This window comes from Burkholderia sp. AU4i (assembly GCF_000466765.1).
GTDB lineage: Bacteria > Pseudomonadota > Gammaproteobacteria > Burkholderiales > Burkholderiaceae > Burkholderia > Burkholderia cepacia.
Map to the genome: position 1 here is coordinate 19,718 of NZ_ASSI01000138.1, position 15,923 is coordinate 35,640.

At 67.4% G+C, this 15,923-nt stretch carries 11 protein-coding genes and 1 pseudogene; 6 read left to right on the forward strand and 6 right to left on the reverse strand.

Going from position 1 to position 15,923, the window contains the following annotated elements:
* Positions 1-49: 49 nt before the first annotated feature.
* The 3 genes from L810_RS28920 to L810_RS28930 all read right to left on the reverse strand — a co-directional run bounded on the left by L810_RS28920 (position 50) and on the right by L810_RS28930 (position 2,314).
* Positions 50-1,183, reverse strand: a complete 1,134-nt coding sequence (locus L810_RS28920) for a methyltransferase (RefSeq protein ID WP_021161800.1) — start codon at positions 1,181-1,183, stop codon at positions 50-52.
* A gap of 156 nt (positions 1,184-1,339) precedes the next feature.
* A complete protein-coding gene (locus L810_RS28925) occupies positions 1,340-1,672 on the reverse strand; it encodes a YegP family protein (protein WP_021161801.1) in 333 nt (110 codons plus the stop codon).
* Positions 1,673-1,819: 147 nt separating this feature from the next.
* On the reverse strand, positions 1,820-2,314 hold the full coding sequence (locus L810_RS28930; RefSeq protein ID WP_042976607.1) for an LEA type 2 family protein: 495 nt from the start codon (positions 2,312-2,314) through the stop codon (positions 1,820-1,822).
* A 640-nt stretch (positions 2,315-2,954) separates the two neighbouring features.
* On the opposite strand from L810_RS28930, the gene L810_RS28935 reads away from it, so the two are divergent.
* On the forward strand, positions 2,955-5,123 hold the full coding sequence (locus L810_RS28935; protein WP_021161803.1) for a M1 family metallopeptidase: 2,169 nt from the start codon (positions 2,955-2,957) through the stop codon (positions 5,121-5,123).
* A 154-nt stretch (positions 5,124-5,277) separates the two neighbouring features.
* On the opposite strand, the gene L810_RS28940 is transcribed toward L810_RS28935, so the two are convergent.
* Positions 5,278-6,198 carry a LysR family transcriptional regulator gene (locus L810_RS28940; protein WP_021161804.1) on the reverse strand — a complete coding sequence of 307 codons (921 nt, stop codon included), beginning with the start codon at positions 6,196-6,198 and terminating at the stop codon, positions 5,278-5,280.
* Positions 6,199-6,359: 161 nt separating this feature from the next.
* Here L810_RS28940 and L810_RS28945 point away from each other — a divergent pair, with 161 nt between their 5' ends.
* Together L810_RS28945 and L810_RS45830 are read left to right on the forward strand one after the other, a co-directional pair.
* The gene (locus L810_RS28945) at positions 6,360-7,337 is read left to right on the forward strand and encodes a quinone oxidoreductase family protein (protein WP_021161805.1); all 978 of its coding nucleotides are present in this window, start codon (positions 6,360-6,362) and stop codon (positions 7,335-7,337) included.
* A 24-nt stretch (positions 7,338-7,361) separates the two neighbouring features.
* Positions 7,362-7,511 (forward strand): annotated as a pseudogene (locus L810_RS45830) (DUF1427 family protein); the annotation flags it as partial.
* A gap of 16 nt (positions 7,512-7,527) precedes the next feature.
* On the opposite strand, the gene L810_RS28950 reads toward L810_RS45830, so the two are convergent.
* Positions 7,528-8,553 carry a transporter gene (locus L810_RS28950; protein ID WP_042976619.1) on the reverse strand — a complete coding sequence of 342 codons (1,026 nt, stop codon included), beginning with the start codon at positions 8,551-8,553 and terminating at the stop codon, positions 7,528-7,530.
* Between the two features lie 204 nt (positions 8,554-8,757).
* Positions 8,758-9,723: a hypothetical protein gene (locus tag L810_RS28955; protein WP_021161808.1), complete on the reverse strand. Its 966-nt coding sequence runs from the start codon at positions 9,721-9,723 to the stop codon at positions 8,758-8,760.
* A gap of 121 nt (positions 9,724-9,844) precedes the next feature.
* Here L810_RS28955 and L810_RS28960 point away from each other — a divergent pair, with 121 nt between their 5' ends.
* The 3 genes from L810_RS28960 to tagF all read left to right on the forward strand — a co-directional run bounded on the left by L810_RS28960 (position 9,845) and on the right by tagF (position 15,922).
* Positions 9,845-10,690, forward strand: coding sequence for a M15 family metallopeptidase (locus L810_RS28960; protein WP_021161809.1), 846 nt, complete (start codon positions 9,845-9,847; stop codon positions 10,688-10,690).
* Between the two features lie 301 nt (positions 10,691-10,991).
* The gene (tssM, locus tag L810_RS28965; RefSeq protein WP_021161810.1) at positions 10,992-14,936 is read left to right on the forward strand and encodes a type VI secretion system membrane subunit TssM; all 3,945 of its coding nucleotides are present in this window, start codon (positions 10,992-10,994) and stop codon (positions 14,934-14,936) included.
* Entirely contained in the window at positions 14,933-15,922 is a 990-nt protein-coding gene (gene tagF / locus L810_RS28970) for a type VI secretion system-associated protein TagF (RefSeq protein ID WP_021161811.1), read from the forward strand. Before tssM ends, tagF begins: the two co-directional genes overlap by 4 nt.
* The last annotated feature ends 1 nt before the right edge of the window (position 15,923 follow it).

Genomic DNA, 15,923 nt, shown 5'->3' on the forward strand with positions numbered 1-15,923 from the left:
GGCGGCGGGAATTCGTGAGGAATGGCGATAGTTTACCGAAAATGCGCGGTCAGGCTCGTGCGCCGAGCCGCCAGAGCGACGTGACCTCGGCGCGGCGTGCCGCATGCAGCGGATCGTCTGCGTCGGCGGACTTCGGGTGTGCGGGGCGGATGTCTTCGCGGCCGAGCACGACGAGGCCGGCTTCGTCGATCCACTGCAGCAGGGTGTCGCGCGGCCGCAGGCCGAGATGCTCGGCGAAATCGGACAGGATCAGCCAGCCTTCGCCGCCTGGCTCGAGATGGTCGGCGAGCCCCGCGAGGAAACCGCGCAGCATGCGGCTGTCCGGATCGTAGACCGCGTATTCGATCGGTGCGCTCGGACGGGCCGGCACCCATGGCGGGTTGCAGACGACGAGCGGTGCGCGGCCGGCCGGAAACAGATCCGCCTCGACGACCTCGACGCGGCCCGCGTGGCCCAGCCGCTCGACGTTCTCGCGCGCACAGGCGAGCGCCCGCGGATCCTGATCGGTCGCGACGATGCGCTCGACGCCGCGCGACGCCAGCACGGCCGCGAGCACGCCGGTGCCCGTGCCGATGTCGAACGCGAGCGACGTCGCCGGCAGCGGCGCGCGCGCGACGAGTTCGACGTATTCGCCGCGTACCGGCGAGAACACGCCGTAGTGCGGATGGATCGGCGCGCCGCCCAGCGCCGGGATCGGCACACCCTTCTTGCGCCATTCGTGCGCGCCGACGAGGCCGAGCAGCTCGCGCAGCGACACGACCGACGGTTCGCCGCCCGGGCCGTACGCTTCCTCGCATGCGGCGCGTACGTCGGGCGCGCGGCGCAGCGGGATCGTGTAGTCGGCATCGAGCGGGATCAGCAGCATCCCGAGCGTGCGGGCGCGCTGCGATTGCGCAAGACGATGCAGGTTGAATGCGTCGACGCCCACCGCGGCCTTCGCCTTCTTCGGCTTGCGCTCGACGCGGCGCGCCATCGCCTGCACGAGCTGGCGCGCATTCTGGAAGTCGCCCTGCCAGACGAGCGCGGTGCCCTCGCAGGCCAGGCGGTAGGCCGCGTCGGCGGTGAGACGGTCGTCGGCGGGCACCGCGCGCTTCGGCGGCTGCACGCCGGCTTCGGAGCGCCAGCGCACGGCATGTTCGGCGCCGTCGGCGTCGGTCCAGTGGAAAACGGGGAAATCGGTCACGCGAGCTCGGCTACGGTTGGCTTCAGACAGGCGGCGCTACAGGCATGCGCCGCGCGGACCACACCATACCGCGCTTTGCCCGCGCGGCAAAGCGCGGGCGACCGCCCCGACTGCCACCCGCGCGATGCTCGCGGCGTATTGGCGCTATCGGGCCGCTCAGCTCTGGTCGTCGAGCGCGGCATCCGGCGCGTTCTGCTTCACCGACGCGATGCCGTTCTCGCGGCTCGCTTCGGCCTTGTACAGCTCGCTCGTGCCGATGATCTCGTGATTGCCGGCCTTCAGGTTGAACATGAACTGGCCGTTGGTCGCGGTCTTGCGCTCGTAGCGCGCGTCGTCCGGCGCGTTCTTGCGCACCGACGCGACGCCGTTTTCCGCCGACGCCTTGGTCTTGTACAGCTCGCTGCGCAGAATGATCTCGCCGTTGGCGGCCTTCAGGTGGAACAGGAACTGCCCGTCGCTCGCTTTCTTGATGACGAATTTCGCTGCCATGGTGCCCTCTCGAAAAAGTCGCCCGGCCCTCCGGACTGAGGCAGTCTAAACGCGATTGACGCGCAAAACGTAAGGCATTCGAAGCCCGATCGTCAGGAATCGTCAGACGGCGCCGCGATCGCGACGCTTCGTCCGGCCCGGCATCGTCTACCCGCCCCACCCGGGCGTCGCCGGCATGCGCAGCGTGCCCGCATCGCTGAAGCGCACGGTGCCGAGCACGCCGCCCGCGAGCCGGCCGCGCAGCGCATACGGCAACTCGCCGCTGGCAGCCGCGCCGGGCAGGTTCCACGCCTGCCGCGCGGCGGCGAACGCCGACACGGAAACCGGCACGTCGAGCACGGCCTCGCCGAAGCGCGGCACGACGCCCGAGCGGTCGCTCACGCCGCTCGCGAACGGCGTGCCGTTCAGGTCGAGCGCCACCGAGATGCCGTCGTATTCGATCGGCGTGTCGTTCGGGTTCTGCACGCGCAGCTTCAGGTTGAAACGCATCTCGAGGCCCTGCCCGACGAGCGGGTCGAGCCCGGCGACCGACACGCGCACGGAATCGCGCGTGAGCCCCGCGCAGCCGCCGAGCAGGAGCACGGCGGCGAACAGCAGCAGCACGGCGCGCAGCGGCGCGATTCGGAACAGGGTTCGTGGCATGGGGGCCTCCTCGCGGCAATCGGTGAGCGGATCGTCGCTGCATTGTACCGAGTGCGCCCCCGCACACCGGATTTCGTAGTTTTCGCGGCCTCGCCGGATCGTTAATAGATTAAAACTACGAAAATACCAGCCAAACGGAAAGCGCATTAATGCTTTCCAGCATTCAATGAAGCGCGGCGAATTCAATAGATGCAATTTCTAAATTTTTCGTTTCCTTTACCTAAAACCATCAAGTATATTTACGCATCCTTCGAGCAAGCCGACAAAGCTTGAAGCCGCATGACGGCGATTTTACGGAACGGCGACACGCCTTCCGGCCATCCTGCGGCCCGGCCCGGCCAGCCCCGTAGGTCGTCGGTTCAAGGGAATCGCGCGCCCGCGCAGGGCGTGCGGCTCCGTGTCGTGCGCGCGAAATCAACTCAGTACAACACGCGCCCGGCCATTTTGAACCGGCAAGTTAACCGACATCCGGAAATCCAGAGGGGGCAGTAAACCATGATTACCTTCACGTAGTCAGCCGCCGCGTTTTCGAATAATCCGTCATTGGCATTTTCATCGCTGTTGATTAACGGCGAGGGGATTGTTTTTGCCGGCGTTTTCGCAGCACTGAACGATTCTTTCAACAATCGAGGTTTCAGTCATGTCGATCGATATTCGCAAGATGCGTTATCTGCCGCTCGTCGCCGCGCTCGCACTCGCCGGGTGCGGCGGTGACGACGGCGGTGCAGGCTCCGCTTCCGCGCTCAGCTCCGCCGGCGCACCGCACTCGGGCTCGTCGCCCACCGTCAACGCGCCGCCGAGCGCATCCAACGTCGACAAGAGCGTGTCGCCTGTCGAGTTGCCGGACACCGTGGTGCCCGTGAACTACCGGCTGTGGTTCCGCCCGAACGACGCGCTGAACGCGTTCGACGGCCGCGCCGACGTCGAGATCAAGGTGCTGAAGCCGGTCAACAACATCGTGATCGCCGGCCACCGGATCAAGTTCACGAACGGCCGCATCACGCTGCAGCCGGGCAACATCCAGCTGATCGCGACGCCGCAGGACAAGGGCGACTTCTACCAGCTGCGCCCCGTGAGCGGCACGATCTCGCCGGGCAACTATTCGCTGCACATGGAGTGGTCGGGCATCATCAACTTCAAGTCGTATGACGATCCGGGCACGAAGACGGGCGGCAGCTGCGGCGACGATCCGTATCCGGGCTGCTCGGCCGCGGAAGGCGTGTTCCGCGTCGACCTGAAGGGCACCGACGGCAAGACGAGCGGCGCGATCCTCACGCAGGGCGAAACCAACCTGTCGCGCCAGTGGTTCCCCGGCTGGGACGAGCCGGCGTTCCGCCCGACCTATGAAGTGACGGCCGAAGTGCCGTCGAACTGGCGCGTCGTGTCGAACGCGGCCGAGAAGCCGTCGACCAACGTCGGCGGCGGCTACAAGCTCGTGCAGTTCGAGAAGACCCCGCCGATGCCGTCGTACCTGCTGTTCTTCGGCGGCGGCCAGTTCGACACCTATGAAGACGACTTCACGAGCCCGCTGCCGGGCGGCAAGGGCGGCCTGCACCTGCGCGTGTTCACGCCGCCGGGCATGAGCGACTGGGCGAAGCCGGCGATGGACCGCACCAAGCAGGCACTCGACTTCTACTACCGCTACACGGGCATTGCGCTGCCGCTCACGAAGTTCGACACGGTGGCCGCGAACGATGCGTTCAAGGAGCAGAAGGACCTGAACTTCGGCGGGATGGAGAACTGGGGGTCGATCCTCGAGTTCGCCGACGACATCCTGCCGCAGCCGGGCCAGCCGATGTCGCACTACGGCAACGAGGTGCTGACGCACGAAGTCGCGCACCAGTGGTTCGGCGATCTCGTCACGACCGACTGGTGGGACAACGTGTGGCTCAACGAGTCGTTCGCGACGTTCTTCGAGACGAAGACGACGATCCAGTTCTTCCCCGACGAGTTCAGCTGGCTCGACCAGGTGAAGAACAAGTACCGCGTGATCAATCGTGACATCGGCCCGAACGCCTTCCCGGTCGCGCCGAACTTCAACGGCTGGGCCTCGAACGACTTCGTGCTGAGCGCCAGCGCGTTCACGTACGACAAGGGCGGCCACGTGCTGAAGACGCTCGAGAACTATCTCGGCGAACAGACGCTGCGCAAGGGTCTGCAGCAGTACCTCGTCGACTACTCGTTCGGCAACGGCACACCGAAGCGGCTGTGGGATGCGCTGTCGAAGGAAAGCGGCCAGGCGATCGGCGCGATCGGCGACAGCTACGTCCGCCAGACCGGCGTGCCGCTGATCTCGCTCGACACGCAGTGCGACCTGACGAAGAACCAGACGGTCGTCACGCTGAAACAGCAGCCGTTCCCGAACAAGAACGCGTATCCGGGCCTGCAGTGGACGGTGCCGATCACGCTCGCGTACGGCCAGGGTCTCGCGAAACGCACGACGCTCGCGCTGAAGGATACGCAGACGCAAACGCGGATCGACGGCTGCACGGGCGTGGTGGCCGACCCGAGCGGGCTCGACTACTACGTCGTGAACTACAGCGACGCGGCCTGGAGCGGGCTGCTCACGCAGGTCAACGGCTCGACCGATCCGGTGCTGCTCGCGAACCTGAAGAGCGAAGCCGCGCTGCTCGTCGCGAACAACCTCGCGCCGGCATCGCGCTCGACGTCGATCGGCTCGGTCGCATCGCCGGCCGCGATGAAGCTGCGCCAGACGCCGACCTTCGGCGGCATCGAACCGGTGACGAAGGAACGCCCGGCACTGCAATACCAGGGCATCTTCAAGCCGCGCAAGGTAGTCACGCAGTAACGGTGCGTGCCCGGCCGGTGCCGCGCAGCCTGCGGCGGCCGGCCGGCGTACCGGTTTCTCCGACCTTTGACGGGCCTCGCGTGCGAGGCCCTTTTTCATGCCCGGCGTGCTTCGGGCCCGGCGACACGCCGCCGGCCGTCGCCCGCCGTCGTCGTCACGCCCACGCGGCATCCCACGCCGGCTGCGCGAACCACGTCGCGAGGAACGCAACGAGCCGCGACGCGCGTGCGGTGCCGCGCGCCGGCTGGCGCAACACGTGGATCGTCGCCGGCTCGGGCGCCGCCGCGAACTGCGGCAGGACCGCGCGCAAGCGGCCGTCGCGCAGCGCGTCCCCCGCGAGCCAGGTCGGCAGGTGCGCGAGACCGAGCCCGTCGATCGCGGCTTCGAGCAACGCTTCCGAATGATTGCTGCGAAACCGTGGCTGCGCCGGCGCGTGGCGGCGCTCGCCGAAGCGCCACGCGCCCGGCGGCGGCACGCCGTGCCAAGCGAGGCAGTCGTGTCCGGCGAGTGCGTCGGGCGTATCCGGCTCGCCGCGCCGCGCCAGATACGCCGCGCTCGCGCACAGCACGCGCCGCTGCGGCGCCAGCACGGTTGCGACGAGGCGCGTGTCCTCGAGCGGGCCGATACGCACCGCGAGATCGACGTCCGAGCCGAGCCGCGCGCCCTGCAGGTCGACCATGCTGTCGGTCAGCACGAGGTCGACCTGCAGCGCCGGATGACGCTGCATGAACGCGGCCAGCGCGGCCACCAGGTGCCGCCGGCCGAACGGCGCCGGACAGTCGACGCGCAGCAGCCCGCTCGGCTCGTCGTGCTGGCTGTGCAGGTCTTCCTGCAGGCCGCGCAGCTCGGCCAGCATCCGCGTCGCGCGCCCGTACAGCAACTGCCCGGCCTCGGTGGGCCGCAGCGCATGCGTGGTGCGATGCAGGAGGCGGATGCCGAGCTGTGTCTCGAGCCGGTCGATGCGCCGCGTGACCGACGACGCGGCGACACCCAGCCGGCGGGCGGCCGCCGAGAAGCTCTGCTGGTCGACCACGTCGACGAACAGCGCCAGATGCGGGGAAAGGAAATCGTCCATTCGGTGCCTTCGGATTTGGCTATGCGTTTATCGCAAAACAATCATCTGCCTTTGCGGGTTTCCGCGTCAAACCGGGCCGACTAGACTGCGTTCATCCATTTCATTCGCTGCACGCACCGCCCCACCGGGCCGCGCGGCAGCCAACCGCCACGGAGATCACCATGCGCAGCATCCGCTTCGACGCCCCCGCCGCCGACATCGAGTCGCTCGACGCGCGGGTCAGGGAAATCGACACGCCCGTACCGGGCGACGGCCAGATGCTGATCGAGGTGCACGCGGCCGGCGTGAACCCGAGCGACGTGAAGGCCGCGCTCGGCCGCATGCCGCACGCGGTGTGGCCGCGCACGCCCGGGCGCGACTGGGCCGGCATCGTGCGCAGCGGCCCGGAAGGCTGGATCGGCGCGCCAGTGTGGGGTTCGGGTGGCGATCTGGGCGTCGGGCGCGACGGCTCGCATGCGCAATGGCTCGTGCTCGACGCGGCACTGGTGCGCCGCAAGCCCGCCGTGCTGACGCTCGACGAAGCGGCCGGCGTCGGCGTGCCGTTCGTCACAGCCTACGAGGGCTTGCGCCGCGCCGGCATGCCGACGGCCGGCGACGTCGTGCTCGTGTTCGGCGCGAACGGCAAGGTGGGCCAGGCCGCGATCCAGCTCGCGACCGCGCACGGCGCAACCGTGATCGGCGTCGAGCGCAGCGCCGGCGGCTATCGTGGCCACGCATCGAGCGACGTGCACATGATCGACGCGTCGAAAGAACCGGTGGCCGACGCGGTGCGCGCGGCGACCGGCGGACGCGGCGCGGACATCGTCTACAACACGGTCGGCAGCCCGTACTTCGAAGCGGCGAACGCGTCGATGGCGATCGGTGCGCGGCAGATCTTCATCTCGACGATCGAGCGCAGCGTGCCGTTCGACATCTTCGCGTTCTATCGCGGCCAGCACACGTTCGTGGGCATCGATTCGCTGCAGCTCGGCGGCGCCGCGGTCGCGCAGATCCTCGACACGCTCGCGCCCGGCTTCGGCAACGGCACCCTGCGCCCGTTCCCGATCGGCGACGACTACGTTTATCCGCTCGAGCGCGCGCACGATGCGTATCGCGCGGTGCTGGCCGGTGCGCGCGAGCGCGTCATCCTCAAACCCTGACGCCGGATCACACGGGAGACCGCCATGACGGATTACGTGACCTCGCTCGCGGTGGGCCTAGGCGTCGGCGTGTTGTATGCGCTGCTGCACGTGCGCTCGCCGGCCCCGCCGCTCGTCGCGCTCGTCGGGCTGCTTGGAATGGTGATCGGCGAACGCGCGATTGCGCTGTTGCGCTGACGGGTCGATGCCGCTAGCGGTCGTCGCGCCGGCGGAATGCCCACCACGCGGCGAGTGCCGTGAAGCCCGCCACGAGCAGCACCATCAGCCAGAAGCCGTGCTTGTTCTCCGAGAACGGCACGCCGCCGACGTTCATCCCGAAGAAGCCGGCGACGATGTTGATCGGCAGCGCGATCACGGTCACGAGCGTCAGCGTGAACAGCGTCCGGTTGTTCTGCTCGTCGAGACGCGAGCCGATCTCTTCCTGAAGCAGCTTGATCCGCTCGTTGAGCCCGGCCAGGTCGGCGAGCACCAGCGAAAACTCTTCGGTCGACTCGCGCAGCTCCTGCACGTCTTCCGTATGCAGCCACGCGGGCGGCTTCGCGAGCAGCCGGAAGATCGACCCGGGCTCGGGCGCGAGCATGCGCTGCAGGCGCGTCAGCGTGCGGCGCATCGCGCCGAGCTCGATGCGGCTCGACGTGAGCCGCTGCGACAGGAAGCGGTCCTCGATGCGATCGACGTCGACGCTCGTGCGCCGCATGATCTGGATCAGCAGGTCGGCCTGGTCGCGCAGCAGGTGCACGAGCAGCTCCGCCGGCGACCGGAACTGCTCGCCGTCGCGCACGCACGCGCGCAGCGTGTCGACCGAGCGCAGCGGCTTGAGCCGCGCGGTGACCATGATGCGCCGCTCGACGTGGACGAACAGCGTCGCGATTTCCGACGGCGTCAGTTCGAGGTTGAACATCACGTCGTTGACGATCGCCCGCAGTGCACCGTCCTCCTGCTCGATGCGCGTCGAGCGCGACCCTTCGTGGAGGAATTCGAAGAAGCTGTCGGGCAGATCGAGGTGCGTGCGCATCCAGCGCTCGCTCGCGCCGTGTGCGAGATTGAAGTGCAGCCAGACGAAATCGTCCGACGCGCCATCGTGCTCGCGGCACGTGCGCAGCCACGCGGCGGCCGTGTCGGCGTCGAGCGTCGCGCCGGATCCGCCCGGATCGAAGCGGAATCCGCACACCATGCCGGACGTATCGGCGCCGTAAGTCTGTACGATCAGGTCCATCGTGTCGAAGGTCGTGCGGCGCGCGGCGCGCCGCGCATCGCGGGTCGCGAACCCGCGCCGGAAAAGGAAAGGAAACGTATGCCCGACGGGCATGACGCGCCGGTGACAGCGCCACGCCGCATCATACCGGCCGATTCCGCACCCCAAAAGCAACGCGCCGCCCAACGGGCGGCGCAGGTGCGGCAGGCCGGCACACGAGACGCGTTACTGCCGCGTCTCCGACTGCGCGGCACTCGGGCACGCGGGATCCTTGCCCCAGTGACCTTCGCAGACGCGCCAGCGGCACAGTTGATCCTCGAAGAAACCGCGCTCCGAACATTCCTTCACGCGCGACGCCAGCGAGCCGGCCGTCGCGGCCGTCTTGGTCGGCACGGCCTGCGCCTTCTGCGCGGCGAGTTTCTTGTCGGCGGGCTTCGTGCGCGCGACGAGCGCCGCGAGCAGATCCGCATCCGGATCGTCCTTCCCGGCCGCCTTCGCACTTGCGGTGCGGGTCGACGTCGCGTCGCGACGCTTCTTCGCCTGCGCGAGCTCGGCCTGCTGTTCCTTGCGATGCTTGCGGGCCTCGGCCTTTGCGTCAGCCTTGGTTTCGGCCTTCGTGTCGGTCTTGCCGTGCGCCGCGACCTTCGCGTTCTTCGCTGCGTCGGCCTTCGCGGTCTTGGTCGCAGCAGCGGCGGCGGCGGCCGCCGCACCGGCCGTGGCCGTGCCCGATGCATCATCGGCGCCGTTGGCGAGCGCACGCGACAGGCGGCTGTTGTCCGCGGCGGACGCGGACGATGCGGAAGCAACGGTTCGGGAAGCTGCGTCGTCGTTGACGATCGTGGCCGGCTGCGCGGCGGATGCCGCATTTTGCGCGACCTGCACGGCAGCGTCGCTGGCCGCGGCGGCCTTCGCCGGCGCGGCGGCCGCGGGTGCGGCCTCGGCCGTGACGGCAGCGGCCTGCTCGTTCGAATGCTGCATGCGCCATGCGCCCCAGCCACCGACGGCAACCACCAGTGCAACGACGGCTGCGATCGGCGCCTTCAGCGAACGGCGCGGCGGTTCGGCCGGCGGCGTGACACGTCCTTCCAGATTCGCGAGAATGCGCGACTGCTGAGCTCCGTCGCCTGCCGGTTTGGTATCGGACAGCAGGCTGGGCGGAGATTTCGAATTTGAATTTTCCGGCGCACTCATTCAGCGTCTCATTGAATCCTGGTTTAATTCACCGCGATAATATAGCCCGGCCTCTCGAAGCAGCCTGATTCTAAGAGCAAGCATTGCAAAACACAATCAATTCCAATTTCCGGGGATTTCGTTGATTGCCGTCGCACTCGTCGCCTATTTCGCCCTTGCCGTAGCAGTTGCGGCACTGTTGCTTTTACCGGGTATCCGCGCGACCGTTTTCGAATCCGTCGCCCAGTTTCACGGCCGTCTTACACGCCGTGCGAACGATCGCGCCGCGCGTACGCGAAGTCAGATTGTTAAATCGGCAAGCGTTACGCGCGGTGCTTTAAACGATGTGCAAAATTTACTGGTTCGACGGCGCTTGATGATTATGGTATCGGCAGGTATTCTTGCGACGCCGCCATTGGTCGCCATTGCGTTACGCGGCCGGCAATTGTTCCAGTACGACGACACGGCGCGCGTGCCCGACGAGAAGATCGCCGCCCTGCTGCAGGGCGAACAGCTCGTACCGCCCCCGCCGCTGCCGCCGGAAGTCTTCGCCACCAAGGAAGTCGAACAGGTACGTCCGGCGCTGAAGGATGCAAGCCGTGACTGGAACCTGCTGGATCCGGATTTCCGTACGCGTTTGCTGCTGGTCTACAAGATCATGCACGAACAATATGGATATGAAATGGCGTTGCTGGAAGGTTACCGGAGCCCGGAACGGCAGAACCGGCTGGCGGCAATGGGCGGCAACGTGACCAACGCGGCGGCCTTCCAGAGTTATCACCAATTCGGGCTGGCGGCCGACAACGCATTCCTGCGCGACGGCAAGCTGGTCATTTCCGAGAAAGATCCGTGGGCGATGCGCGGCTACCAGTTGTACGGCCAGGTCGCCGAACAGGTTGGCCTGACCTGGGGGGGCCGCTGGAAAATGATGGATCTCGGGCACGTGGAATACCATAAACCCGGTTTTAAACTGGGACGCGGCAGCTAGCCAGGGCTGCCGGACAGGAAATAATGAGGGCGGCATGGGGCTTTTTAATATCCCGGCAGGAAACGATATGGGCGGCGCAAAAAATCATGCATTCCGGTGCGCGATTTTTTCCGGCCGCCGCTTCCGTTTTAAATCTCACAGCGTCCTTTCGTTAATGCGCGCGCCTTCTCCGATGCCGCGGGCGCATTGATGCCAGCCCCCTTCATCCCGTTTGACAGCATGGCGACACATCGCGGCGCCACCCTTGCCGCTCGACGCGCCTGCGTCGCCTCACCGAATCGCACCGGAACCTGAACGTCCTATGCAACGCATCCTCAACGTGCTGACTCATCCGCGTACGCTCTCGATCGTCGGGATCGTCGCGCTAGCGGCCATCCTCTTCATCGTCGCCGACATGCTCCAGCTGCCGCTCCTGTGGGCGGCGATCGCGTTCGCGGCGATCCTCGCGCTGTGGCTCGTCGTCGCGCTGTGGCGCCGCTGGCGCGTGAAGCGCGCGAACCAGCAGCTCGGCCAGGTGCTGGAAGAGCAGGCGGAAACCGGCAAGATCGCCGCGCCCGCCGCCGCCGCGCTCGCCCCCGACGCGAAGACGGCCGATCTCGACGTGCTGCGCACGCGGCTGTCGGACGCGGTGAAGACGATCAAGACGTCGAAGATCGGCCAGGTGTCGGGCGGCTCCGCGCTGTACGAACTGCCGTGGTACATCGTCATCGGCAACCCGGCCGCGGGCAAGAGCAGCGCCGTGCTCAATTCCGGCCTGCAGTTCCCGTTCGCGGACAAGAACAGCGCGGTGATCCACGGCATCGGCGGTACGCGTAACTGCGACTGGTTCTTCACGACCGAAGGGATCCTGCTCGACACGGCCGGCCGTTATTCGGTGCACGAGGAAGATCGCAGCGAATGGCTCGGCTTCCTCGGCCTGCTCAAGCGCTATCGCCCGAAGGCGCCGATCAACGGCATCATCGTCACCGCGAGCATCGCCGAACTCACCGGCAACCGCCCCGAATTCGCGATCAACCTCGCGAAAAACCTCCGCCAGCGCGTTCAGGAGCTGACGGAGAAGCTCGAGGTGTTCGCACCGGTCTACGTGATGTTCACGAAGGCCGACCTGATCACCGGCTTCACCGAATTCTTCAGCAGCAGCGACAAGCACGAGTACGACCGCGTGTGGGGCGCCACCCTGCCCTACGAACCCGACGACAAGCGCGACGTGGTCGCGCAGTTCGACACGCACTTCGAGGAACTGTACGAAGGGCTGAAGGAAATCAGCGTCGCGCAGCTGTCGCTGTCGCGCGGCAACCAGCTGTCGCCGGGCCAGCTGAGCTTCCCGCTCGAATTCTCGACGATCAAGCCGTCGCTGCGCGCGTTCCTCGCGACGCTGTTCGAGAACAACCCGTTCCAGTACAAGCCGATCTTCCGCGGCTTCTACTTCACCAGCGCATTGCAGGAAGGCGAAACCAACAGCGCGGCCGCGCAGCGCATCGCGCAGCGCTTCGGCCTCGACGGCAGCGCGCTGCCGAAGCCGCACAGCGCGTTCTCGAAGAACGGCTTCTTCCTGCGCGACCTGTTCTCGAAGGTGATCTTCGCGGACCGCCAGACGGTGCGGCAGTTCGCGAGCCCGACCAAGACCCGGTTGCGCTACGCGACCTTCTTCGGTTTCGTCGCGGCGCTCGCGCTCGCGCTGGGCGGCTGGACCTGGTCGACGATCGGCAACCAGCAGCTCGTCGCGAACGTGCAGGCCGACCTCGACAACGTCACGCGCCTGCAGCAGGGCCGCAACGACCTGCAGTCGCGCCTGCAGGCGATGGACATCCTCGAGGACCGGATCGAGCAGCTCGAGCAGTTCCGCCGCGACAAGCCGGTCTCGGTGTCGCTCGGCCTGTACCAGGGCGACCGTCTCGAGCAGCACCTGCTGACCGAGTACTACAACGGCGTGCGCCAGATCCTGCTGGCCCCCGTGTCGCAGAATCTCGCGTCGTTCATGAAGGACGTGAACGCGCACCCCGAGCAGCTCGTGCCGATGACGCGCCCGCCCGAATCGGGCGCCGTGCAGGGTGGCGCGATTCCGGTCTCGACGAACGCGGCAGGCGCCGCGCCGCAGGCCGGTGCCGCACTGGCCGCGTCCGGCACCGCGCCGGCCGCAGCGCAACAGCCGGCCGCTCCGCAGGGCGGCCTCTACAGCGACGCGTCGCCGACCAACGTGCAGGACGCGTACAACGCGCTCAAGACGTACCTGATGCTGTCCGACAAGCGTCACGTCGAACAGGCGCACCTGACCGACCAGCTCGCCCGCTTCTGGCGCGGCTGGCTCGAGACGAATCGCGGCAACATGCCGCGCGACGAGATGATCAAGAGCGCGGAGCGCATGATCTCGTTCTACCTGTCGCGCGTGAACGACGACGACTGGCCGATGATCGACGCGAACCTCGCGCTCGTCGACCAGACCCGCGAGAACCTGCGCCGCGTCGTGCGCGGCATGCCGGCCCGCCAGCGCGTGTACGAGGAAATCAAGGCACGCGCGTCGACCCGCTTCGCGCCGATGACCATCGCGCGCATCGTCGGCGACGGCAACCAGGGGCTCGTGGCAGGCAGCTACGCGATTCCGGGCACGTTCACGCGCGAAGCGTGGTTCGACTACGTGCAGCCGGCGATCCGCGACGCGGCAACCAAGGAACTGCAGGCGAAGGACTGGGTGCTGAACACGTCGACGCAGGACGACCTGACGCTCGAGGGCAGCCCCGAGCAGATCCAGAAGACGCTCGTCGGCATGTACAAGACCGAGTATGCGCAGCACTGGCAGAAGTTCATGCAGGGCATCGCCGTGCAGGGCTTCAGCAGCTTCGGCCAGGCCGTCGACGGGATGAACCGCCTCGGCGACCCGCAGGATTCGCCGATCCGCAAGATCCTCGAGACCGCGTACGACCAGACGTCGTGGGACAACCCGTCGCTCGCGAACGTGACGATCAAGAAGGCGCAGACGGGTGTCGTGAACTGGGTCAAGCAACTGTTCTCGCACTCGCCGGCCGGCCAGGTGGCGGCCGCCAACATCGACATCAACGGCAATCCGGCCGAGGTGCCGATGGGTCCGATCGGCCAGGAATTCATCGGGCTCGCGCGGATCGTCGCGGTGCATGACGGCACGTCGATGCTCAAGGGCTACATGGAGTCGCTGTCGAAGGTCCGCACGCGCTTCAACGTGATCAAGAACCAGGGCGACCCGGGCCCGGGCGCGCGCCAGCTGATGCAGCAGACGCTCGACGGCAACGGTTCGGAACTCGCCGATTCGCTGAAGCTCGTCGACGAACAGATGCTGACCGGCCTCACCGATTCGCAACGCAAGTCGCTGCGTCCGCTGCTCGTGCGGCCGCTGATGCAGGCGTTCGCGGTCGTGATCCAGCCGGCCAGCGCCGAAGTCAACAAGGTGTGGAACGCGCAGGTCTACCAGCCGTTCCAGAACTCGCTCGCGACGAAGTACCCGTTCGCGGCGAGCGCGAAGGTCGAGGCCGGCGCCGGTGAAATCGCGCAGGTGTTCGGTCCGGACGGCTCGATCGCGAAGTTCGTCGGCACGACGCTCGGGCCGCTCGCGGTGCGCCGCGGCGACACCCTCGCCGCCCGCACGTGGGGCGACATGGGCATCGGCCTCACGCCGGACTTCACGAACGGCTTCGCGCGCTGGGTCGCGCCGCTCGCGGGCGGTGCGGCAGGCGGCGCGGCCGCGTCGTCCGAGCCGCAGACGGTGTTCCAGATCCTGCCGCAGCCGAGCACGGGCACGACGGAATACACGATCGCGATCGACGGCCAGCAACTGCGCTACCGCAACACGCCGCCGCAGTGGACCAACTTCGTGTGGCCGAACCCGCAGGGCTCGCCGGGCGCGACGCTGTCCGCGACGACCTTCGACGGCCGCACGGTGCAGCTCGTCAACGAGCCGGGCCGCTACGGCCTCGAGAAGCTAATCAACTCGGCGCAACGCAAGCGCCGTCCGGACGGCACCTTCGACCTGACGTGGGCGCAGGGCAGCGTGAACGTGTCGGTGACGATGCGTATCATCAGCACGTCGCAACCGTCCGGCGGCGGGGGCAGCGACCAGCCGCAGCAGCAGAGCCTGCGCGGCCTGCAGCTGCCGTCGTCGGTCGCCGACGCGAGCGCGGGCGCCGCGCAGAACGCGACCCAGTCCGGCACGGGTACGCCGGCCGCAGCGCCGGCCGTCGCGGCCGCCAACGCAACGAATGCACAGGGGGCGCAATGACGCAAACCGTACAGGCGCAAATCGCCTACTTCGGCAAGATTCCGTCGCGCGGCGACTTCGTGAAGAGCCCGCACAATCCGCAGTTGCTGCAGACGCTCGATCGCTGGATCGCGCAGGCGCTCGAACTGCTCGCGGAAGATCCGCGCTGGAAGCTCGTCTACGAGGATGCGAAGCCGATGCATTTCGCGTTCCTCGGCTCGCGCAGCAAGCTCGCGATCGCGGGCCACATGGTCGCGAGCCACGACGTGTCGATGCGCCGCTTCCCGTTCCTCGGCGCAACGGCGCTCGAGGTCGACCGGCCGCTCGCGTTCCTCGCGCGCAGCCCGCTGGCGTTCGCGCGGCTGTGGTCGCGCGTCGCCACGCAGATCCCGCCGCTGCTCGGCAAGGACGAGCCGCCCGGCGCGCTGCAGGCGCTCGGCGACACGCAGGTGCCGATCGACGTCGGCGGCCCCGGCACGTCGCATGACGGCACCTTCAACGATTTCGTCGAACACCAGTCGCTGTACGGCCTCCAGGAGATGCTGCTCGACAGCGGTCATCCCGTGCGGCTGCGCGGCGCGATGCTCGCGCTCGGCTCGCTGCTGCGGCCGGTGATGCAGAGCGGTTCGTCGCACATCGAGCGCGGCCTCACGCTGCCGCTGCCGGTCGATCCGTTCTACCGCAGCCTCGTCGCCGCGTTCTGGCTCGAACTGATCGCGCCGTTCGTCGCGCAGGCCGATTTCGAGCTCGCGATCTTCATCGGCACGATCGCCGAACGCGAACGGCTCATCATCGGCTTCAACGGCGCGTCGGCCAAGACGCTGCTGAGCGTCGTCGACCCACAGACCTACGCCGCCCACAACATCGACATCGACGATCCCGAGTGGATCGACGCCCATGCGCAAAACGATCACCAGATCAGCAAGCTCGTCAGCTACCTCGAACAACCGCAACTCTCGCTGCGCGTCGCCATCGACGCGTTCCGTGAAGCGTTCATCGGAGGCTGAC